Origin of the sequence: Streptomyces sp. QH1-20 (assembly GCF_041283565.1) — a bacterium.
GTDB classification, from domain to species: domain Bacteria; phylum Actinomycetota; class Actinomycetes; order Streptomycetales; family Streptomycetaceae; genus Streptomyces; species Streptomyces syringius.
In genome coordinates this window covers 6,561,573-6,581,999 of record NZ_CP166299.1, presented here as the reverse complement: position 1 = coordinate 6,581,999, position 20,427 = coordinate 6,561,573, and the positions used below count along the sequence as shown (strand labels likewise).

Sequence of the window (20,427 nt, the reverse complement as noted above, 5' to 3'; positions counted from 1 at the left end):
TACGCGGAGGGGAACCGGGGTGGCTACTCGTCCTTCGACGTGCCTAGCCAGGGCCTTTGCCCAGATGGAAGCGCCTCCTGCCGGCCTCGCCGCCCGTCAACCCATGTCATCCGATGCCTCGTTGTCAGTGTCTACTGCTAGATCTATGGGCGCCAACTCCGGAGACATAGGTGTGCGCATGTGGAGGGTTCATGAGCGATGAGGCCGTCGATTTTCGGTTTTGGGGCAAAGCGCGGGGGCTCACCCGCCCGTATCCGCTGATCTGCCACTTATTAGACACAGCATCGATCGCCGGTGAGCTGTGGGACCGGATACTGAGTGAGCAGGCACGGGAGCGGGTGGCGATTGCCGTGGGCCTGCCGTCGGACGGGTGTCGGCGGCTGTTGTGCCTGTGGGCAGGGCTGCATGATCTGGGGAAGATCACTCCGCCGTTTCAGGCGCAGCTGCCGGGCGTGTACCGGGGGATCGTCGGGAGTGCTGGGTTCGGGCATGAGCCGGGTGCGGAGCGAGAGCGGTTGCGTCATGACCGTGCTGGACACTGGGCGCTGACCGCGCTTTTTGGGGAGTGGGGTTATGCGTCGTCGCGTGGGGTGGTGAGGTCGGCGCATCACCAGGTCGCGCAGATGCTGGGTGGGCATCATGGGTGTTTTCATCGCGTGCTTCCGGTGAATCAGCTGAGGAATCCGGAGGCGTGGGTTCCGGGCTTGGGTGGGCCCGGGTGGGCGGCGCAGAGGACTGCTCACGCTGGTGTGGTGCGTCGATTGACTGGTGGAGTGGAGGTGCCTGGGGCGCCGTTGCCCGCTCACGTCGCCGTTCAGCTACTGGGCCTGATTGTGGTGGCGGACTGGCTGGCGAGCCAGGAGCAGGTCATCGAGGGGCGGCTGCCGGGTGTGGAGTGGCGGGCTGACGATGCCACGCTGCGGAGCCACTGGGACACAGCGGTGTCGGAGGCGTCGCAGATCGTGGCTGATGCGGGCCTGGGGGCGGCGCGTTTCCCGGTGTTGTCGTTCGCTGAGCAGTTTCCGTTTCCGCCGAATGATCTGCAGGCGTCGTTGGGCGGGGAGTTGCCGGCCCTGCTGGACGGTCCGGGGCTGTTGCTGGTGACGGCGCCGACGGGGGACGGCAAGACGGAGGCCGGTCTGCACGCGGCGGGGCTCTTGGCGCGGGCGTCGGGTTCGTCGGGGCTGTATTTCGCGTTGCCGACGATGGCTACAGCCGATGCGATGCATCTGCGGGTGCGGGATTTCGCTGAGCGGAACGTGGAGGGCGAGAGGTCGCTGACGTTGCTGCACAGCATGGCGTGGCTGAGTGAGTCTTACGGTGCCGTTCCCGGCGTCGGCTCGGCGTCGCCCGGTCCGACGGTGACGGATCATGTCTCGGGCACAGCGGCAGGGCGGTGGCTGCGCGGGAGCAAACGGGGGCTGCTCGCGCCGTTGTCGACGGGCACCATTGATCAGGCTCTGGCGGGTGTGCTGCCGGTGCGGTACAACGTGCTGCGGCTGCTGGGCCTGTCGAACAAGGTCCTGGTCGTGGATGAGGCGCATGCGTACGGGCCGTGGATGCACAGTCTCCTGGTGCGGCTGCTGGAGTGGCTGGGGGCGATGGGTGCGCCGGTGGTGCTGTTGTCGGCCACGCTGACCGGCGGTGCGGCGGGTTCGCTGGTGGAGGCGTACCGGCGCGGGTGTGGTTTTCGTGTGCCGTCGCCGGTGGAGCCGGTGTATCCAGGGTGGTTGTTCGTCAGTGCCGGGACAGGGGAGGTATCCCAGCCGCGTGCTGTGGTCAGCAACCGGCGGCGTACGTTGGGCGTCCAGCCTGTGCAGGTCGCGTGGGACCTCCCGGCCGGCGAGGGGGACGCTGCGGTTCGGCCGGTGGAGGGCAGCCGGAGCGCGGCCTTGACGGACCACCTGGCGCCGTATGTGCGCGACGGCGGTTGCGTGCTGGTGTGCTGCACGACGGTGGCCGAAGCCCAGCGCACCTACCGCTTTATCCAGCAGGCGTTCCCCGAGCTGGCAAAGGTTTCCGGCGGGGTGCGGCTGCTCCACTCGCGGTATCCGGCCGACTGGCGTGGTTCGATCACGGATGAGTGTGAGCGGGATTTCGGGAAACCGGGTCCGCCTGGTGCGCGGCGGCCGAGGCCGCCGGTGTCGGTGCTGGTGGCCACGCAGGTGGTGGAACAGTCGCTGGATCTGGACTTCGACCTGGTGATCAGCGATCTGGCACCCCTGGCGCAGTTGCTGCAGCGGGCCGGCCGGTGCATACGGCACGACCGGGAGGGCCTGTCCACGGAGGAGGGCGGCCGACCGACGTGGGTGGAAGCTGAGCCGAAGCTGGTGGTGCTGGAGCCGGTGGGTCCGGGCGGCACGGTGCTCCCGCCCCGGACGTGGGGGACGGTCTATGACGAGTCTTTGCTGCGTCGTACCAGTCGTCTGCTGCACGAGTCGGCGCCCGGCGGCATTGCGGTTCCGGGGGATGTGCAGCGGCTTGTGGACGCGGTGTACGCGGAGGACTTCGGTGAGCGTCTTGCCACAGCGGCGGAGCGGGAGAAGCAGCAGCGGCTCGACGCCGAGCGGGAGGGGGCGGTGATGGCGGAGGAGCAGCTGGCCCGGATGGTGGCGGTGAAGTCGCCGGTGGGGGTGGTGGACCTCGCCGGGCTGAGCAATGACGGCCAGCTGGTGGATGAGGCGCTGGTGACCACTCGTCTGGGTGCGGATTCAGTGCGGGCGGTATGCGTCTACGTACAGCCCCGCGATGCGAGCGCTGCTGACGAGGTCGGTGGTTCTGGTGGCGAGGTCGTCACTCTTGATCCTGAGGGGGCGGTGGTTGTGCCCGGTGCGGCAAGGGGCCGGTTGTCGGGGGCGGAGGTGCGAGCGGTGATGCGTAAGAGTGTGCCGCTGCCCGGTAGCTGGTTCCGGCAGCGTGACGAGGAGCAGGAGTTGTGGCCGGCTTGGGCGGAACACCCGGTGCTGGCGGAGCTGGCTGTCCTCCGCATGAGGCGATCCGTCAGCGCAGACAGTGACACAAAATGGTCATCTCGGGTCGGAGATCAGACAATTTCGATCTCCGAGGTCGGATTGAGCCGACCATGAGACATACCCGCCCCACTCTTCGTATGGTGTGAAACACCTCTTCCGCGTGCTGCAGCACGCGGAAGAGGCTCGCCCGGCTCACCCCCGCCTGCGCGGGGCATTTGACCGGCCGTCGGGCGGTATCCCCGCCCCACTCGGCTCACCCCCGCTCGCGCGGGGCTGTGATGAGCCTACCCACCCCTATGCCGTGAGGCGCCATGTCTGTTGTCGATCCCTACGACCTTCTCGTCCAGCCGACCTTCCCGGTGCGCTGGGCCGATCACGTCCCCAAGGAGGAGCGTCCGGAAGCTGTCGGCTTACGGGAGCTGTTCCTGCGCGCCCATGACATCAGCGCGCTCGCTGTCCCGTTACCTCCGGCGCTGTCCGCGCTCTACCGGATCCTGTACGCGCTGACCGCGCGGATCACCGGCCTGGACGGTTCCGAGGACTGGCACGAGGACCGCTACCGGATCCTTGACGCGGGGGCCTTCAGCCCCGGGGCCGTCAGCGCGTATTTCGATAATGAGAGCCGGGCCGGGAGGTTCCGTCTCTTCGATCCCCGGTTCCCTTTCCTGCAGGATCCGCGGCTCGCCGCCGAGTGCGACAAGCCAGCCGGAGTGAACAAGCTCGTGACGACCCGGCCGTCCGGGTCGAATCACGCGTGGTTCCAGCACGCGGCCGACGCCCGCCCCGTTCAGGTCGAGCCCGCCGAGGCCTTCCTCCACCTGCTGGTGTGGCGCTACTACGGCCCGTCGGGCCGCTGCTCCTCGCGCACCGTCCGGGGGATGAAGGAGGCGAACTCCACCGCGGGACCGCTGCGCACCGCGCTCTCCTACCACCCGCTGGGCGAAACCCTGTTCGAGACGCTTCTGGCGGGGCTGGCCGAGCCGGACCCCTCCCGCCTCTATGACCGGGCCACGGACCTTTGCCCCTGGGAGCGGGCGGAACTGCCGGACCCCTTGTCGGTCAAGGGCACGGTCACCGGCCCGATGACCGGCCTGACCGCCCGCACCCAGCACGCGGTGCTTCTGGTCCCCGATGCCACCGGGGCGGCGGTGCGTGACGCCTACATCACCTGGGCTTACCGGGAAAGGATCCCACGGGATGACGACTACCTGATCTGGCAAGTGAGCCAGGCGGGCAACGCCTACGCGCGGTACGCGGACTCCCAACGGGCCCTGTGGCGGGACCTGGACGCGCTGCTGCTGAACGACCCGCCCGGCCAGGACACCGCCCGGCCGCCGGTCTTCCGCACCGCGGTGGAGCTGACGGAGAAGACCTTGCGGGTGCAAGCCCTGGGTATTCACCAGGAGGGCCAGGCCAAGGACACCCAGCTGGTGTCCTCCTCCACTCCCCCCGTGCTGCACCTCGCCCAGGAACGCGACCCCGAACGTGCCCGAATGATCGGCCGGCTGCGGCTCAGCGGCGAGCTTGCAGGCGGGCGCCTGGCGCGGGCGACGAAGCAGGCGTGGGCGGCGTTCAGCAACGCCCGTAAGGCCGAGGACTGCGGCTGGTCTGCGGAAGCGGCCGCCCGGTACTGGCCCGCCGCGGAGGCCGAGTTCTGGCAGCGCCTGGAGGAGCAGCGCTTCGAAGGGGCCACGCAGGCCTTCCGGGCGATCGCCGAGCGGGTATACGACCAGGTCACGGGCACCGCGGCGGGAAGCCTGCGTGGGGCACGAGCGCGTGAGAGCGCGCGGATCGAGCTGTACGGCGGACGCCCGAAGCGGCCCACGAGTGCGAAACGTAGAACTGGGAACGACACGGAGACGGACGGCTGATGAGCGATTCCCTGACTTCACTTGCTGGTCCCCAGGCGGCAGTGCCGCCGAGCCCTTCACCTTGGCTGGCAGAGGCCCACAGGTTCGTGGATGCCATCGCCCGCATCAGCGCGCGCGACCCCGGGGCCCGTGCGGCGTTACGCAGTGGCCTGGGCAAGGGACTCGACGAGGTCCCCCGGATGCACCGGATCGTCGCCCCCTTACTACCCCCGCAGATCCTGGGAGACGACGACGCGCAGCGCGCCTTCTACACGGTGGCGGCCCTGCTGGCGGCCCAAAAGACCGGCACCGCGGGAAGAGAGGAGGCTGAAACCGACAGTAGCTCCGCCCAGGTCTCCACGCAGGACGGCACCGGACACCTCCCGGCGCCGACCACCGGCCCGGTACCCGGCACGATGCAGGGGGGCGCGGCGCCAGCACGGAGCCTGACGGCCGCCGAACGGCGTCATGCATACGGGGAAAGCCTGGGGCTCGCCTACGCCGGCGCCGTCTCCCGCGGCACACGAGACGGTATACGGGAGAGCGCGGCCGAGACCCGCCTGAACCTGCTCACCCGGCAGAGCGTCGCCGGCATTCACCGCCATATCCCCGCGGCGGTACGACAGCTGTGTGACAAGAAGTGCCCGCCGGACTGGGCGCGGCTGCTGGTCGATCTGCGGGCCTGGCCGCGCGACCGCAAGGGGATCGCCCGCCGGTGGCTGCAGGACTTCTATCGCGCCCGGCGCCAGGACGACCTCAACGCCGCCCGCACCGCGGATGACACCCCGGCCCTCCCCGCTGAGGACGCACCGAGTCCCTGACAGCTCTTGTCAGCACTCGGTTTGCACCCGCCCGCTCGTTGTTTCGCTCGTTGAAGGAGATACCCCGTCATGACTTCTTCGTCCGCTACCGCCGTACCGGCACCTGGCCGCTTCATCGACCTCCACGTCCTGCAGAGCGTCCCCTACGCCAACCTCAACCGAGATGACACCAACTCCGTGAAAACCGTCCAGTACGGTGACCGCGAGCGCACCCGGGTCAGCAGCCAGTGCTGGAAGCGCGCCGTACGCCGCTACTTCCAGCGCACCGTCGGTCAGGAGGCGTTGCGCACTCGCAGGATCGGTGAGGCGGTGGAGAAGCATCTGGCCGCGGAGCGGGGGTGGCCGCAGGACCTGGCACGCCGCGCGGGGCAGCACATTGCCTCCGGCAGCAGCATCAAGGCGGACCCGCCGTCCGACGATGTCCCCGCCTGGAGCACCAACGCCATGGTCTACGTCCCGGCGACCGCGGTGGATGAACTGGCCGACATCGCCGAGGCAGCGCGTGAGGAGCTCGAGGGCGCCAAGGACATGAAGAAGGGCGGCAAGAGCGTGCTGCCCCGGCAAAAGATCGACGCGGTCCTACGTTCCCGCAACGGCGTCATCAATGTTTTCGGCCGGATGCTCGCCGAGATCGACGAGGCGGGAGTCGACGGCGCCGTACAGGTGGCTCACGCCCTCACCACGCACAGCACCGACGTAGAAATCGACTACTTCGCGGCGGTCGATGACATCACCGCGAACTGGCAGGACACCACCGGCAGCGCCCACATGGGCAGCGCGGAGTTCAGCGCCGGCGTCTTCTACCGCTACGCGACCATCGACCTCGAGGACCTGCTGCGCAACCTCGGCGGGGACCGTGCAGCCGCCCACCGGCTGGCCGCCGCTTTCGCCGAGGCCTTCATCCTGTCCCTGCCCGAGGCGAAGAAGACTGCGACCGCCCCGCACACGATTCCCGATCTCGTCCACCTCTCGGTCCGCTCCGACCGGCCGGTCTCCTACGCGGCCGCCTTCGAGAAGCCCGTCGGCGCCGACCGCAGCGGCGGCTACGCGCAGCCATCCCGCCAGGCCCTGTCCGGCTACGCCACAGCCGCGGCCCGGCTGCTGGGCGGGCGGGGAGTCCTGAAGGCCGGGTGGGCGAGCCTGGAGGAGAAGGAGCTGACCGGCCTCGGCGAGCGCGTGGACTCCTTCGACGACCTGATCAGCACCGCAGTCACGACCGCGCTGGGCGAAGGTGACGCGGCGTGAGCCTGGCCGACACCCGTGCGCCCGGTCTGCTACTGCATTTCGCGGGCCCGCTGCAGTCCTGGGGCACTCACAGCCGGTTCAACGAACGCGACACCGCCCCCTTCCCCACCCGGTCCGGGGTCATCGGACTGCTCGCCGCCTGCCTGGGGCGGCGCCGGGGCGAGCCCGTGGACGACCTCGCCCGCCTTTCCCTGACCACCCGCACCGACCGGCCCGGCATGCTCCTGCGCGACCTGCACACCGTCGGCGGCGGCCTGCCCGCCAAAGCCACCGTCACCACGGCCGAGGGCAAGAAGCGCCCGCCCGACAAGGCCACCCTGCTCTCCTACCGCTACTACCTCGCCGACGCAGCCTTCACCGCCGCACTCACCGGTCCGGATCAGAATCTGCTGGACCGGTGCGCCCAAGCCTTGCGGGCCCCCGTCTGGCCGCCTTACCTGGGCCGCCGCTCCTGCCCACCGGAGGGGCCCCTGCTCATCGGGCTGCTCACCGACCCCTTGCATCATCTCGTCGGCCTGCCGCTTGCCCGGCAAGGCGGGCCGCGCCCGGTCAGCGTGGACTTCCATGGAGACGCCCCCCTGGACCGGCTCCCGGGCGCGGGGACAGCTGCACAGGGCGCTGATGCCATGAACGGCACTGCACCGGCCGGCGAGGTCACCGACGACCCCCTCGACCTGTCTCCGCACCGCCGCCTCTATCGCGCCCGACCCCTGTTCCGGCGCTCCCTGTCCCTGCCTGCGGACCAGTGCGGCGGTCTCGGCACCGACTACCTCAGCGCGCTCGCCACCTACCTGGACCGCCACACCCCCGAAGGAGCGGTGGCATGACCGTCTGGCTCACCCGTATCCAGCCCGATCTGCGCCACCGGGACGCACGCCGCGACCTCGCCAGCGCGGTCGGCATGCACCATCGGCTGATGATGCTCTTCCCCGACGGCTCCGGGGAAAGGGCACGCCAGCAGATGGGGGTCCTCTTCCGCCTCGAAGACGCCACCTCCCGCGGTTCCAGGGCCCCCCACGTCCTGCTCCAGAGCCAAGTACGCCCGGACCTGGACCGCCTCCCCGCCGGATACGGCCACGCAGACACCCGTGAACTGACCCCACTCCTCGACGCGTTGCACGACGGCCTCACCGTGCACTACCGCATCGCTGCCAGCGCCGTCCGCAAATCCGGGCCCACCACCCGCGCCGCCGGAGCCAAACCCGTCATCACCCTGACCGGTGCGGACGCCGACCAGTGGTGGCAGCGCCAGGCCGAAGAGAAAGCCGGACTGAAACTGGCTAGCGTCCACGCCACACCGCTGGATGCGGCCCGCGGCGAACGCAGCAAGGACAAGAGCCGCATCAGGCATACCCGCACCCGATTCGAAGGCACCGCGGTCATCACCGACGCCCACACCCTCCGCACCACCCTCCTCACCGGCATAGGGCGCGGCAAGGCCTACGGCTGCGGTCTCCTCAGCATCGCCCCCGCCTCGCGGCAAGCCCCGTGAGCGCCTACGCTTCCGCGCGACGCAAACTCGCCGCACCAACTGTCGCGATGCTGCCCCGCATCGGAGACTCCCTGTCCTTCCTCTACCTGGACATCGTCCGCGTCCAGCAGGACGACACCGGCGTCTGCGCAGTAGTGACCTCTGAAAAACGCGGCACCGAACTCGTCTACCTACCCACCGCAGCCCTCAGCTGCGTCCTCATGGGCCCCGGCACCAGCATCACCGCCCGCGCGATGACCACTTTCGCCCGCCACGGAACCACCCTTGTCACCGCAGGATCCGGCGGCGTACGCACCTACGCCGGCATGACACCCGATTCCCTCAGCACCCGCTGGCTCGAACGCCAAGCCCGCTCCTGGGCCGACGACAATGAACGCCTCGCCGTCGCAACCCGCATGTACGAACAGCGCTTCGGCCAAGGCACCGTTCCTCCAGGAACCTCCCTCGCCCAGCTGCGTGGCCTGGAAGGGCAACGCGTCAAAGCCCTCTACAAACTCCTGGCCCAGCAGTACCGCATCGGCCGCTTCAAACGTGTCTACGACCCCAACACCTGGGACACCCAGGACCCCGTCAACCTCGCCCTGTCCGCCGCCAACACCTGCCTGTACGGCATCGTCCACGCAACGCTCCTGGCCATGGGCTGCTCCCCAGCCCTCGGCTTCGTGCACAGCGGCAACCAACAGGCCTTCGTCTATGACGTAGCTGATCTCTATAAGGCCGAACTCACTCTCCCTCTCGCTTTCTCCCTCCACGACTCCACCCACCCCGAACAGACCGCCAGACGCAGCTTCCGCGAGGGCCTGCGCCTCTTCCGCCTTATGCCCCGGATCGTCAACGACGTCCAACGACTGCTCGAACCCGCCTCAGCAGTGGAGGACATAGACCTGGAGGAACAGCTCGTGGATCTGTGGGATCCGGTCTCAGGCGCCCTACCCGGCGGGGTCAACTACGCGGCAGGCGAGTCATGAACCCGGAACGGGGAGAACCCTCATGCCCTCGATGATCACCCTCGCCGCGACAGCCGTTCCCGACCACCTACGCGGTGCACTCACGCGCTGGCTCCTTGAGGTCACACCGCAGCTGTACGTCGGTACAGTCTCAGCGAGGGTGCGCGACGAAATCTGGGCCGCCGTCAGCGCCTGCATCGACGATGGCGTCGCGGTACTGACCTATCCAGCGGCCAACGAGCAGGGTTTCGCACTCCGGACCGCTGGCCGACACCGGCGCAGACCGATCGACTTCGACGGCCTCACACTCGTCGCCTTCGGCGAGCCATCACTTAACAATGGAGATAACGACATGGCAAAGCCGCTCTAACCTTGCAGGTCGCGAAGGGTGCGCTCCGCGCAGGCGGAGGTGAGCCGTTCCTGGAGGCCGCCGAGGCGCTGCGGGAGGGGTGCGCTCCGCGCAGGCGGAGGTGAGCCGTCCCGGTGGGCGCCGACGCGGTCGCCTTCGGCGTGCGCTCCGCGCAGGCGGAGGTGAGCCTGAACCCACCCGCTACCTCGGCAAGTACCGGGGGTGCGCTCCGCGCAGGCGGAGGTGAGCCGGCCCGCACCGGTCCGGTCAGCTCCCACACGGGGTGCTCTCCGCGCAAGTGGAGGTGAGCCGGTCGGGGATGGGGAATCCGTGTCCTGCCTCATCGGAGTTTGGTCACCGCCTGGACGTGGCTTGGGGATCAGGCCACATCCCCTCGGCTCCGCGCCCCGCCACCGAAGGAGTCCCGCCGACTGGTCGCTGACGGACGCACGTACCTGTGGACGCTCAGCCACAGCCAGCGCATGCTGAACAGCGGCACCGGTCCGCGGGCTGCCGTCAGACCCTCACGCTGCATCCGCAGCCGACCGGCACCCACCGGCGACCGCTGCGCATTGTCTTCGCCGAGAGGCTGGGCCGGTACGTCCGGGGCGGCTCCCTAAGCCTGCGCGAGCCGGCGCCGTCCGCAGCCTGCCCGACATGGCGTCATCCCGCAGGTAGCGGGCGGGGCGGGGCATGCGGCGGAGGTCGACGGCTGGCCCCTGCTGGAGGTGGTGGTCGTCGGCGACAGACCGTCCCGGTCGCCGGCGCAGCGTGGCTGCGACCCGGGCGAAGTCGGGCTCCTCGGCCATAGTGGCGACGTAGGTGAGTCCGCCAAGCTGCCATAACCAACAGTTCTAGCTACCAGCACGATCAGCTCTTGGACTTCTAGATCGTGCGCCGCCAGGCTGGACGCACAGGGCAGGCCGCCAAGCGTCGGCCCGCACGAGGACCAAGAGGAGTCGATTCGCCATGAGCACCACCCCCCGCACCCGCGCCACCGAGCCCGAGGACCTGGCCCGGATGTTCGTGGAGCGTGCCAACGCCGGTGATGCCGAAGGGCTCGCCGAGCTCTACGAGGAGGATGCCGTCGTCGCCTACCCGCCGGGGTCGCAGACCGTCGGCCGGGCGGCGATTCTCGCCCTGTACCGGCAGATGATGGCGCAGGCGCCGCGCTTCGAGGTGGAGGAGCCGCTGCCGACCGTGCGCAACGGTGACCTGGCCGTCACCTCGACGCGGCCCTCCGACGGTACCGGCGGACGTGTCCAGGTCGCCCGGCGGCAGGCCGACGGCACCTGGCTGCGCATCATCGACCGTCCCGAGATCGCCGGCTGATCATGCGTGTCCTCATCGCCGGGGCCGGGATCGGCGGTCTGACGGCCGCCCTCGCCCTGCACGCGGCGGGCATCGAGGCGTCCCTGGTCGAGGGTGCCCGCGAGCTGCGCCCCCTGGGCGTCGGCATCAACCTTCTCCCCCACGCCGTGCGGGAGCTCACCGATCTCGGTCTCGGCGACGACCTGGCCCGCATCGGTGTCGCCATCACCGAGAACGTCTACTGCGACCGGTTCGGGGCCACGCTCTTCACCGAGAAGCGCGGGCTCGCCGGGGGCTATGACCGGCCGCAGTACGCCGTGCACCGCGGGCGGCTGCAGATGCTGCTGCTGTCCGCGGTGCACGAGCGGCTCGGCCCGGGCGCCGTCCGCACCGGGGCCCGGCTGACGGGCTTTACGCAGGACACCGACTCCGTACGGGCGGCCCTGGCGGACGGCAAGGAGATCGCGGCGGACGTCCTCGTCGGCGCGGACGGGCTCCACTCGGCGGTGCGCGCCCAACTGCACCCCGATCAGGGGCCGCTGGCGTGGTCGGGGGTGCGGATGTGGCGTGGGGTGACCGAGCGTCGGCCCTTCCTCGGTGGCGAGTCGATGCTCATCGCGCGCGGCGCGGGCGTCGTGGCACGTGGTGCGGGTAGCGAGGCGGGCCGTGAACTCATCGCGTATCCGATCGGACCGGACCTGATCAACTGGGTGGCCCAGGTGCAGGTCGCCGACCCGGGCCCGCTGCCTGGCGACGCCAACTGGAATCTCCCGGGGCGCCCGGAGGACGTTCTGCGCCACATCGGCCACTGGAAGCTCGGGTTGCTCGACGTACCCGCCCTGATCGCCGACAGCTCGATGATCCTCGAATACCCCATGGTCGACCGGGATCCCCTGTCGTCCTGGGGCTCGGGCCGGGTCACCCTGCTCGGCGACGCCGCGCACCCCATGTATCCGCTCGGGGCGAACGGCGCGTCGCAGGCGATCGTCGACGCCCGCGCCCTGGCCGACGCGCTCGCCGGCGCCGGCTGCCCGGCGGGGCTGGCCGCGTACGAGAAGTCGCGCCAGGAGCCGACGGCGGCCGTGGTCGCCGCCAACCGCGAGCTGCACGCCGGCGTGGGCGCCCGTACCCCCGCCGAACTCGCCCGGATCACCGCGCACTACCGGCGCGTCACCGGCGCCGACCGCCCGCACCACGACCCCCCGCAGCACGACCGTCACCACTGAGGAGTCAGCCATGGCCACCTTCGTTCTCGTTCCCGGTATGTGCCACGGCGCCTGGAGCTTCGAGACGCTCACCGGGCCGCTGCGGCAGCTCGGCCACCGTGTGCACGCGCTGACGCTGACCGGCGTCGCCGAGCGCGCCCATCTCCTGACCTCCACCGTGAACCTCGACACCCACATCGAGGACGTCGCCGGCGTCCTTGAGGCCGAGGACATCGAGGACGCGGTGCTCGTGGGCCACAGCTACGGCGGCATGGTGATCACCGGCGTCGCGGACCGGCTGCCGGAGCGCGTGGACTCCCTGGTCTACCTCGACGCGCTCGTCCCGCAGGACGGCGACGCCCTCTTCGACCTCATCCCCGCGGAGCCGGACTGGCACCGGACGGTCGGCGAGAGCGGCTACGCGATCCCGCCGCTGCCGTTCTTCGACCCCCGTACCACCCCCCACCCCCTGGCCTCGGCCCTGCAGCGCATCCGCCTCAGCGGGGATCTCAGCCGCTTCCGGAGCCGGACGTACGTGTACGCGACGGAGTCGGAGTGGGACGGCGCATCACCCTTCACCGCGCTGTACGAGCGCCTGCGGACGGATTCCCGGTGGACGACGCACGCCCTGGCGGGCAAGCACGACCTGATGCGGGACGTCCCGGAAGAGCTCCTGACGATCCTCCTGGAATCGGCACCGGCATGAGGCACCGTGCACCGTGCACCGTGCTCACTAGGATTCAGCCGTGATCCAGGACGGTGAATCGATGCGCGGCGGGCTGTCGACGGTGCGCCGTGAGGGCGAGACCATTCTCAGGCCCTGGCGGGTGTGGACGCCCGCGGTACGGGAACTGCTGCGCCACCTGGAGCAGGTGGGGTTCACCGGCGCGCCGCGCGCCCTGGGTGACGGCCCCGTGGACGGCCACGAGGTGGTGTCGCTGCTGCGCGGCGAGGTGGGGCTGTACCCGTGGCCCCGGGCGCTCCTCGCGGACGAGGGCATCATCGGGCTCGGGCGGTGGCTGCGCGACTACCACGAGGCCGTACGCGACTTCCGGCCCTCGTCGCAGGCCGTCTGGTGCGATCCGGACGTCCGTTGGCGTCCCGGGTCGATCATGCGCCACGGCGACCTCACGAGCTGGAACTCGGTCTGGGCGGACGACCGCCTGGTGGGCGTCATCGACTGGGATCTGGCCGTCCCCGGCGAGGCGTTGGACGACCTCGCCCAACTGGCCTGGTACAACGTGCCGATACGGCTTCCCGACCGTCAGCGCGGGGTCGGCTACGGCGAGGCCGGCGCACCGTTGGCGCGTCGGCTGCGGCTGCTGTGCGATGCCTACGGCGCGGACCCGGCCGACGTGCTGGACGCGCTGGCGCGTTTGCAGCGCGCCGAGACCGAGCGGATAGCGCGTCTGGGCCCGCTCGGCGCGGATCCCTGGGCGGAGTTCCTGCGGCAGGACTTCATCCCGGACATCGAGGAGGAGCGCGCGTGGGCGCTGGCCCGCCGCGAGGAACTCCTCGGCCGTGCCTGACGCGACCGGGTCCGCCCCGCCCTGACGTCGCCCGTACGTGCCGAAGGCGGCGCGCTCTCCTGCCGGAGGGCGCGCCGCCTTCGGCGCGTCAGGGGAACGTCACCGTTCCCGGCAGAGGGGGAGCCGGGATCCGGGGAGCCTGCTCACGCGCCCTGGAGCTGCTTCCGCAGCTGTGCGATGTCGATCGTCTCGGCCGGGGAAGGCGTCGCCGTCGGTACGGGCTTGTCGTAGTCGGTGATGATCGTCGTGGTGGTCTTGCCACCCTCGTTCTGGACGATCTTCACCGGGTAGGGCGTGCCCTCGGAGGCCACGTAGACGGTCGTGGCCTCGCCCTTTCCGCTCTTGCTCTCCAGGGGGATGACCTTCTTGCCCTCGACGGTGGCCGGCTTGCCCTTGGCCATGTCCTCGCCGGAGGCGTCGCCGCCCTTGATCGCGGCCTGGAACTTCGTGAGGTCGCAGGTGTTGGCCATCCCGGCCAGCAGCGGGTCGCTCGTCGGGCCGTGGATGTAGCGGCCCTTGGTGACGCCCTCGATGGTCGCCGCCTTCGCGGCGCCGATCTGCTCCTCCCACGTCGCGTGGTCGGGCTTCATCCAGACCTTGTCACCGAGCTTGATGACGTCGGTGGAGCCGCCCTTCGCGCCGCCGGCCTGGCCGGCGCAGGAGCCCTGGCGGTCCAGGATGAGGTTCATCTTGACGGGCTGGCCCTGGGTGAAGCCGTCCTGCTTGAAGCGCAGCGACTTCGCGTCGCGCAGTGCCTGCATCGCCTTGTCGGATATCTGCTGGGCGGACATCGCGTCCAGCCCGCTCTTGCCGTCGCCCTTGCCGCCGCTCTCGCTGCCGCAGGCGGTGACGCCGATCAGCGCCGCCGCGCAGGCGGTCGCTGCCATCACGCGCACCATGTGGATCTTGTTCATTCGGGTGACGCTAACAAACTCGGGGCGCCCCGCGCTCGGCGAGGCGGGCGCCGGGGCGGCAGGCCGGGCCCAACTCCCTTGCGGCGGGCGGTCGTCAAGTCCGGCGCCGGTGCACACGGGTGAGGCGCCGCCGGGGGCGGCCTCTTCACCCGCCGGTGTCGGCGACCGCCAGGGCCGCCGCGTAGCCGGGGTCCACGGCGACGTCGGTCAGTGACCAGCCCGTGGGGGACGCCGGGGCCGGGCCGGAGCCGACGTAGGTGAGGGCGGGGTCCTCGGAGAGTCCCGTGCCGATGCCCTTGAGGTAGGCCTCCTTGCGGGTCCAGCAACGGGTGAAGGCGGCGTGGCGCGCCGCCTCCGGGAGCGCGGTCAGCTCGGCGGTCTCGGTGGGGTGCAGCGAGGGCGCCACCTCGTCGACGACGGCCGCGGGCTGGCGTTCCTCGACGTCCACGCCGACGGGGGTGCCGGCGAAGGCGAACAAGGCCAGGTCGCCCGCGTGGGAGAGGTTGAAGTGCAGGGGTGCCCCGGCGACGGCCGGCCGGCCGTGCGGTCCGCCGCAGCCTGGGCACGGCTCGCGCGTCAGCTCGACGGCCGCCGGGTCCGTCTCCAGGTAGGCGCCGAGGAGCCGCCGCAGCCCGACGTGGGCCGCGGCGTAGCGCTCCCGGTGCAGATCCCGGACGAAGGCGGCGGCGCGGGCCCGTTCCCGGGCGTCGAGGATCCGCTCGTACGCGGCCGGCGGCAGCGGGGCGTGGTCGGGGATCCGCAGCAGCCACAGGTGCGGCGGGCCCGGGGTCCACGCGCCGGGCAGCGGGTCGCGGCCGAGGACCAGGGGGCGCGTCCCGTCGGCCCGCTCACCGCCGTCCACGGACATTAGCTCTCTCCTAGATAGCCGGCCACCGCCTCGGCGACCTCCGCGATCGGCCCCGGCCGGGTCATCTGCGGGTGCAGACAGTCGATATCGCGGTTGATCAGGCTACCGGTGACGTAGGGGCGCCACGCGTCCCGCGACAGCCAGTGCTCGGCGCGGGGTGCGGCGGCGGTGAAGAAGAGGACGTCGCCGTCGAAGACGCGGTGCCGGTGGGTGCGCATGAGGGTGACGTTGTTGACGACGACGTCGAGGACGGCGGCGAGCGTGTCGTCGTCGAGCGCGGCGAGGGCGCTGCCTTCGGCGCGCAGCCGGGCGGTGACCCGCTCCCGGGTGAGCGGTCCGCCTTGCGGCCCGTCCGCCCGGTCGGCCCGGTCGTCCACGGCCATCCGCAGCAGGGCGGCGAGGGCGTCGGCCTCCTGGGGGGCGGGTGCCTCGCGCCACTGGTCGGCGGGGTAGGCGTCCATGACGGCGAGCAGCTCGACCTTCTCGCCGGCCTCCTGGAGGAGGACGGCGAGGGTGTGGGCGGCGACGCCGCCGACGGACCAGCCGAGCAGGCGGTAGGGGCCGTGCGGCTGGATCTCGCGGACGCGGGCCAGCCAGTCCCCAGCCAGCTCCTCCATCGTGGCGGGCAGCGTCTCGCCGGGGTTCAGGCCGGGTGCCTGGAGCCCGTACACCGGCTGGTCGGGGCTCAGCCCTTCGAGCAGCCCGGTGTAGCACCAGCTGAGGCCGACCGCCGGGGGCAGGACGAACAGCGGGGTGCGGTCGCCGGTGCGACGCAGGGGCAGCACGGCGCCGAGCGCGCCCTCCTCGCCGTCGCCGTGCAACAGGTCGGCGAGCGAGGCGGGTGTGGGCGCCCGGAACAGCGCGCCCAGGGCGAGGTCCACGCCGAAGGCGGCCCGGATCCGGGCGACGAGACGGGCGGCCAGCAGCGAATCGCCGCCGAGGGCGAAGAAGCCGTCGTCGACGCCCACGCGCGGCAGCCCGAGCGCTTCCGCGAAGAGCCGGGCGAGCATCTCCTCGCGGGGGCCGCGCGGGGGCCGGCCGCCGGTGCGAGGGGTGGCCGACGGGGCGGGGAGCGCCGCACGGTCCAGCTTGCCGTTGGGGGTGAGCGGCAGGGCGTCCACGACGACGAGGGCACTGGGCACCATGTGATCGGGCAGCCGGGTGGCGAGCCGCGCCCGCAGGGCGTCGGGGTCCAGCGGGGCCGATCCCCTCGTCGGGGCAGGACCGGCCTCAGCGGCGGCATCCGCCGAGGCCGGAGTCAGATAGGCGACCAGACGGCGGTCGCCGGGGCGGTCCTCGCGGACCGTCGCGCAGGCGGCGGCGACGTGCGGGTCGGCGGTCAAGGCCGCCTCGACCTCGCCGAGTTCGACGCGCAGGCCGCGCAGCTTGACCTGCTGGTCGGTGCGGCCGAGGTAGTCGAGGGTGCCGTCCTGCCGCCAGCGGGCCAGGTCACCCGTGCGGTACATGCGCTCGCCGGGGCGGCCGGCGGCTTCGGCGAACGGGTCGTGGACGAAGCGCTCGGCGGTCTCCTCCGGGCGCCCGAGGTAGCCGGTGGCGAGCTGGGCGCCCGCCACGTACAGCTCGCCGGGGATGCCGGGCGGGCAGGGGCGGCGGTCGGGGTCGAGGACGTAGAGCCGGGTGTTCCAGACGGGCCGGCCGATCGGCACGGGCCCCTTCTCACCGGGCACGCAGGCGTGGTGGGTGACGTCGACGGCCGCTTCGGTGGGCCCGTACAGATTGTGCAGCGGGACGCCGGGCAGCGTGCGGTGGAAGGCCTCGGCGGCCCGGCGCGGCAGCACCTCGCCACTGCACAGGACCCGGCGCAGGCCGGTGCAGGCCGCGGCGGTCGGCTCGTCGAGGAAGAGGCGGAGCATGGAGGGCACGAAGTGGGCGGTGGTGACGCCCTGTTCGCGGATCGTGCGGGCCAGCGCGGCGGGGTCCTGGTGGGCGCCGGGCTCGGCGAGGACGAGGGTGGCGCCCACGCGCAGCGGCCAGAAGAACTCCCAGACGGAGACGTCGAATCCGGACGGCGTCTTCTGCAGCACCCGGTCGTCGGGGGTGAGCGCGTACTGGCCCTGTGCCCAGCGCAGCCGGTTGTCGATCGCGGAGTGCGGGACGACGACGCCCTTGGGGCGGCCGGTGGAGCCGGAGGTGTAGATGACGTAGGCGGGGTGCTGCGGGGTGAGCGGGCGGCCCGGGTCGGTGGGCAGGTGCGCGGCCAGCTCGGCGTGCAGCGCCGGGTCGTCGAGTGTGAGGACGGGCAGCCCGGTGGCGGGCAGGGACGCCCGGGTGGCGGTGTCGGTCAGGACGCAGACGGGGGCCGCGTCGCCGAGCATGTGGGCGAGCCGCTCGGCGGGGTACCCGGGGTCCAGCGGCAGATACGCGCCGCCGGCCTTGAGGACGGCGAGGAGGGCGACGACGAGGTCGACGGAGCGGGGAACGGCGACGGCGGCCAGGGCACCGGGCCGCACGCCGAGGGTGAGGAGGTGGCGGGCGAGCCGGTTGGCGCGGGCGTTCAACTCGCCGTAGGTGAGGGTCACATCGCCGGCGACGAGGGCGGTCGCGCCGGGCCTGCGGGCGGCGCGGGCCTCGATCGGGCCGATGAGGGTGGTCGGCGGCACGGGCACGGCGGTGTCGTTGAACTCGACGAGCACGCGCCGGCGCTCCTCCTCGGTGCCCGGGGACAGCGTGGTGAGCGGCTGGTGGGGGTCGCTGTCAGCGATCCGGGTCAGCAGGTCGAGGAACCGCTCCTGGTGGGTGGCGATCTCGTCGGAGCCGTAGAGGGCCGGGTTGGCGTCGTAGTCGATGTGCAGCCCGGTGCCGTCGGCCCGGTCGTAGATGTTGACGGTGAGGTCGTCCACGGGTCCGGCGGAGAGGTTGTACGCGTCGGACCGGGCGCCGGCGAAGGTGAGCCCGTAGTCGAACGGCATGACGTTGACGAGCGGGCCGACGAGCGGCCGGCCCTCGCCGAGCAGTCCGAGGTCGCGGCGGATGTCCGCGTAGCGGTAGCGGCGGTGGCGGCGGGCGTCGCGGATGCCGAGGTCGGCCTGGCGGGTCAGCTCGGCGAAGGTGGTCTCGGGGGTGACGGTGAAGCGCAGCGGCAGGACGTTCATGACCATGCCGGGGACGCGCAGCGCCACGGATCCCATGCGGCCCATCATGGGCAGCCCGAGGACGACGTCCTCGCTGCGGGTGGCGCGCGCGAGGTAGAGCGCCTGGGCGGCGAACAGGACGTCGGGCCAGGTGGCCCGGACGGAGCCGGCCAGCTCGCGCAGCCGCTCGGTGGCCTCGGGGCCGAGGTGCGCGGAGTGCCGCAGAGAGGTGCTGGAGGGCAGGGCGCTGCGGCCGGCGAGGGTGGGGACGGCGGGCCGGTCGCGGAAGCGGTCCTCCCAGTGGGCGCGGTCGCGTTCGTGCGCGGCCGAGTCGCGGTAGGCGGCGTCCTCGGCGACCAGCGCGGCGAGCCGTCCGAAGGGGCTCGGGCCGGGGGCGGTGCCGGCGGCGAGGGCGGTGTAGACCTCGGCGACGCGGCGGGCGATGAGGGAGTAGCCGTAGCCGTCCATGACGGCGTGGTGGACTCGCTGGTACCACAGCCAGCGCCGGTCGCCGACGTGGAAGAGGGCGTGCGCGAACAGCGGGCCGGTGGCCAGGTCGAAGGGCACGGCGAGGTCGGCGCGCATCCAGGCCCGGGCGGTGGCGTCGGGGGCGCGCTCGCCGCGCAGGTCGGCGGTGTGCAGCGGGAAGCCGTGGCCGGGCGGCTCGATGGCGATGGGCAGTTGGCGGGGGCCGCTCTCGCCTTCGGCGGGGGCCACCAGACGGACCCGCAGGGCGTCCGCCTCGCCGACGGTGCGGTGCAGGGCCTCGGCGAAGTGGACGGGGTCCACCTCGCCGTGGATCTCGATGCACTCGGCGGTGTTGAGCGCCGGGCTGGCGGGGTCGAGGGCCTGGGCGAACCACATGCCCGACTGGGCGGCGGTCAGGGGCAGCCCCTCCGGCGCCGCCGGGCGCGGTGCGCCGGTGGCGGGCCGGTCGAGGGTGCGCGCGGCTCTCACGCCCGGACCCCCAGCAGCGGTGCCCACTGCTCGATGGCCGGCTTCTCGGCCAGGTCCACGAAGGTGACCTCGGTGCCGTGGTCGCGGCGCCAGCGCTCGACGAGGGTCATGATGCGCACGGAGTCGAGGCCGTAGTCGACGAGGTTCTCGTCGTCGGGTATGTCGGCGGGGTCCTCGCCGAGCACGTCGGCGACGTCGGCGCGGATCCGGTCCAGGGTGAGTGCCATGGGAGGTTCAGACCTTTTCGAAGAGGCGGTCGGTGGTCGTCACGACGGCGCACTTGGCGGCGGCGTAGCGCAGGGCCATCTCATGGTCGTCGGCGGAGAAGTCCGCGACGGCGTCGGCGACGAGGAAAGGCTGGATATCGCGCATCCAGGCGTCGCAGGCGCTCATGAGGACGCCGATGTGGGCGTAGACGCCGACGATGATCAGCTGGTCGCGGCCCTGGGCCGCCATCCGCTCGGCGAGGTCGGTGCGGACGAAGGCGCTGTACTTCCACTTCGTCAGGACCGTGTCGCGCTCGGTGGGGGCGACGGCGTCGGCGATGGCCTTGGCCCGCTCGTCGTCCGGCAGGCCGGGTCCCCAGAAGTCCTGCTGGAGGCCGCGCTCCTCGGCGCTCTGGCCGCCGGGCTGGGCGGAGTAGACGACGGGCACGCCGAGGCGCTCGCAGGCGGCCTTGACCCGGGCGGTGTTGGCGAGGAGCTCGGTGAGCGGGGAGGCGTCCGGGGTGAAGGCGCCGAGGAAGTAGTTCTGCAGGTCGTGCACGAGCAGCACCGCGCGGTCCGGGTCGACGGTCCAGTCGACCTTGTTCGCCGGGAGGGCGTCCGCGGTGGGCATGGCGTAGGGGGTGATGGCAGGGAGCGCCATGGTGGTGG

General features: G+C 71.6%; 17 protein-coding genes and 1 CRISPR repeat array (1 of these 18 cut by a window edge). Of the genes, 12 read left to right on the top strand and 5 right to left on the bottom strand.

The annotated features are described in order from the left end of the window. Nucleotides 1-17: a CRISPR direct-repeat array (repeat unit 29 nt); it reaches 500 nt to the left of the window's first position. Nucleotides 18-191: 174 nt separating this feature from the next. The 12 genes from AB8O64_RS29510 to AB8O64_RS29455 all read left to right on the top strand — a co-directional run bounded on the left by AB8O64_RS29510 (nt 192) and on the right by AB8O64_RS29455 (nt 13,721). After that, the gene (locus tag AB8O64_RS29510) at nt 192-3,086 is read left to right on the top strand and encodes a CRISPR-associated endonuclease Cas3'' (RefSeq protein WP_370422416.1); all 2,895 of its coding nucleotides are present in this window, start codon (nt 192-194) and stop codon (nt 3,084-3,086) included. 197 nt (nt 3,087-3,283) lie between these two features. Then, the gene (casA, locus tag AB8O64_RS29505; RefSeq protein ID WP_370422414.1) at nt 3,284-4,843 is read left to right on the top strand and encodes a type I-E CRISPR-associated protein Cse1/CasA; all 1,560 of its coding nucleotides are present in this window, start codon (nt 3,284-3,286) and stop codon (nt 4,841-4,843) included. An 86-nt stretch (nt 4,844-4,929) separates the two neighbouring features. Beyond that, entirely contained in the window at nt 4,930-5,643 is a 714-nt protein-coding gene (gene casB / locus AB8O64_RS29500) for a type I-E CRISPR-associated protein Cse2/CasB (RefSeq protein ID WP_370422412.1), read from the top strand. Between the two features lie 69 nt (nt 5,644-5,712). Further along, nucleotides 5,713-6,888: a type I-E CRISPR-associated protein Cas7/Cse4/CasC gene (gene cas7e / locus AB8O64_RS29495; RefSeq protein ID WP_370422411.1), complete on the top strand. Its 1,176-nt coding sequence runs from the start codon at nt 5,713-5,715 to the stop codon at nt 6,886-6,888. A 2-nt stretch (nt 6,889-6,890) separates the two neighbouring features. Then, the gene (gene cas5e, locus AB8O64_RS29490; RefSeq protein WP_370424011.1) at nt 6,891-7,715 is read left to right on the top strand and encodes a type I-E CRISPR-associated protein Cas5/CasD; all 825 of its coding nucleotides are present in this window, start codon (nt 6,891-6,893) and stop codon (nt 7,713-7,715) included. Then, the gene (cas6e, locus tag AB8O64_RS29485) at nt 7,712-8,380 is read left to right on the top strand and encodes a type I-E CRISPR-associated protein Cas6/Cse3/CasE (protein WP_370422409.1); all 669 of its coding nucleotides are present in this window, start codon (nt 7,712-7,714) and stop codon (nt 8,378-8,380) included. Before cas5e ends, cas6e begins: the two co-directional genes overlap by 4 nt. Nucleotides 8,381-8,427: 47 nt before the next feature. Further along, entirely contained in the window at nt 8,428-9,348 is a 921-nt protein-coding gene (cas1e, locus tag AB8O64_RS29480) for a type I-E CRISPR-associated endonuclease Cas1e (protein WP_370424010.1), read from the top strand. Between the two features lie 22 nt (nt 9,349-9,370). Further along, on the top strand, nt 9,371-9,697 hold the full coding sequence (gene cas2e / locus AB8O64_RS29475; RefSeq protein ID WP_370422407.1) for a type I-E CRISPR-associated endoribonuclease Cas2e: 327 nt from the start codon (nt 9,371-9,373) through the stop codon (nt 9,695-9,697). A gap of 948 nt (nt 9,698-10,645) precedes the next feature. Next, nucleotides 10,646-11,008 (top strand): nuclear transport factor 2 family protein, encoded by a 363-nt coding sequence (locus tag AB8O64_RS29470; RefSeq protein WP_370422405.1) that lies wholly within the window; start codon nt 10,646-10,648, stop codon nt 11,006-11,008. Between the two features lie 2 nt (nt 11,009-11,010). Then, nucleotides 11,011-12,213, top strand: coding sequence for an FAD-dependent monooxygenase (locus AB8O64_RS29465; protein WP_370422404.1), 1,203 nt, complete (start codon nt 11,011-11,013; stop codon nt 12,211-12,213). 10 nt (nt 12,214-12,223) lie between these two features. Continuing rightward, nucleotides 12,224-12,898, top strand: a complete 675-nt coding sequence (locus AB8O64_RS29460) for an alpha/beta fold hydrolase (RefSeq protein ID WP_370422403.1) — start codon at nt 12,224-12,226, stop codon at nt 12,896-12,898. 40 nt (nt 12,899-12,938) lie between these two features. Then, entirely contained in the window at nt 12,939-13,721 is a 783-nt protein-coding gene (locus tag AB8O64_RS29455; RefSeq protein WP_370422402.1) for a phosphotransferase, read from the top strand. A 143-nt stretch (nt 13,722-13,864) separates the two neighbouring features. Here the strand turns inward: AB8O64_RS29455 and AB8O64_RS29450 are convergent, their stop codons facing one another. From AB8O64_RS29450 to AB8O64_RS29430, 5 genes are all read right to left on the bottom strand, one after another. Continuing rightward, nucleotides 13,865-14,635, bottom strand: coding sequence for a hypothetical protein (locus AB8O64_RS29450; RefSeq protein ID WP_370422401.1), 771 nt, complete (start codon nt 14,633-14,635; stop codon nt 13,865-13,867). A 145-nt stretch (nt 14,636-14,780) separates the two neighbouring features. Further along, nucleotides 14,781-15,503 carry a 4'-phosphopantetheinyl transferase superfamily protein gene (locus AB8O64_RS29445; RefSeq protein ID WP_370422400.1) on the bottom strand — a complete coding sequence of 241 codons (723 nt, stop codon included), beginning with the start codon at nt 15,501-15,503 and terminating at the stop codon, nt 14,781-14,783. Continuing rightward, nucleotides 15,503-19,459, bottom strand: coding sequence for an amino acid adenylation domain-containing protein (locus AB8O64_RS29440; RefSeq protein WP_370424009.1), 3,957 nt, complete (start codon nt 19,457-19,459; stop codon nt 15,503-15,505). Before AB8O64_RS29440 ends, AB8O64_RS29445 begins: the two co-directional genes overlap by 1 nt. A gap of 89 nt (nt 19,460-19,548) precedes the next feature. Then, entirely contained in the window at nt 19,549-19,779 is a 231-nt protein-coding gene (locus AB8O64_RS29435; RefSeq protein WP_370422399.1) for a phosphopantetheine-binding protein, read from the bottom strand. A 7-nt stretch (nt 19,780-19,786) separates the two neighbouring features. Continuing rightward, entirely contained in the window at nt 19,787-20,419 is a 633-nt protein-coding gene (locus AB8O64_RS29430; protein ID WP_370422398.1) for an isochorismatase family protein, read from the bottom strand. Between the last annotated feature and the right edge of the window lie 8 nt (nt 20,420-20,427).

Excerpts from the sequence above, each read along its gene's own strand:
- AB8O64_RS29510 (WP_370422416.1), top strand. The coding sequence starts at position 192 with ATGAGCGATGAGGCCGTCGATTTTCGGTTTTGGGGCAAAGCGCGGGGG.
- casA (WP_370422414.1), top strand. The coding sequence starts at position 3,284 with ATGTCTGTTGTCGATCCCTACGACCTTCTCGTCCAGCCGACCTTCCCG.
- cas7e (WP_370422411.1), top strand. The coding sequence starts at position 5,713 with ATGACTTCTTCGTCCGCTACCGCCGTACCGGCACCTGGCCGCTTCATC.
- cas6e (WP_370422409.1), top strand. The coding sequence starts at position 7,712 with ATGACCGTCTGGCTCACCCGTATCCAGCCCGATCTGCGCCACCGGGAC.
- cas1e (WP_370424010.1), top strand. The coding sequence starts at position 8,428 with ATGCTGCCCCGCATCGGAGACTCCCTGTCCTTCCTCTACCTGGACATC.
- cas2e (WP_370422407.1), top strand. The coding sequence starts at position 9,371 with ATGCCCTCGATGATCACCCTCGCCGCGACAGCCGTTCCCGACCACCTA.
- AB8O64_RS29470 (WP_370422405.1), top strand. The coding sequence starts at position 10,646 with ATGAGCACCACCCCCCGCACCCGCGCCACCGAGCCCGAGGACCTGGCC.
- AB8O64_RS29465 (WP_370422404.1), top strand. The coding sequence starts at position 11,011 with ATGCGTGTCCTCATCGCCGGGGCCGGGATCGGCGGTCTGACGGCCGCC.
- AB8O64_RS29460 (WP_370422403.1), top strand. The coding sequence starts at position 12,224 with ATGGCCACCTTCGTTCTCGTTCCCGGTATGTGCCACGGCGCCTGGAGC.
- AB8O64_RS29450 (WP_370422401.1), bottom strand. The coding sequence starts at position 14,635 with ATGAACAAGATCCACATGGTGCGCGTGATGGCAGCGACCGCCTGCGCG.
- AB8O64_RS29445 (WP_370422400.1), bottom strand. The coding sequence starts at position 15,503 with ATGTCCGTGGACGGCGGTGAGCGGGCCGACGGGACGCGCCCCCTGGTC.
- AB8O64_RS29440 (WP_370424009.1), bottom strand. The coding sequence starts at position 19,459 with ATGTGGTTCGCCCAGGCCCTCGACCCCGCCAGCCCGGCGCTCAACACC.
- AB8O64_RS29435 (WP_370422399.1), bottom strand. The coding sequence starts at position 19,779 with ATGGCACTCACCCTGGACCGGATCCGCGCCGACGTCGCCGACGTGCTC.
- AB8O64_RS29430 (WP_370422398.1), bottom strand. The coding sequence starts at position 20,419 with ATGGCGCTCCCTGCCATCACCCCCTACGCCATGCCCACCGCGGACGCC.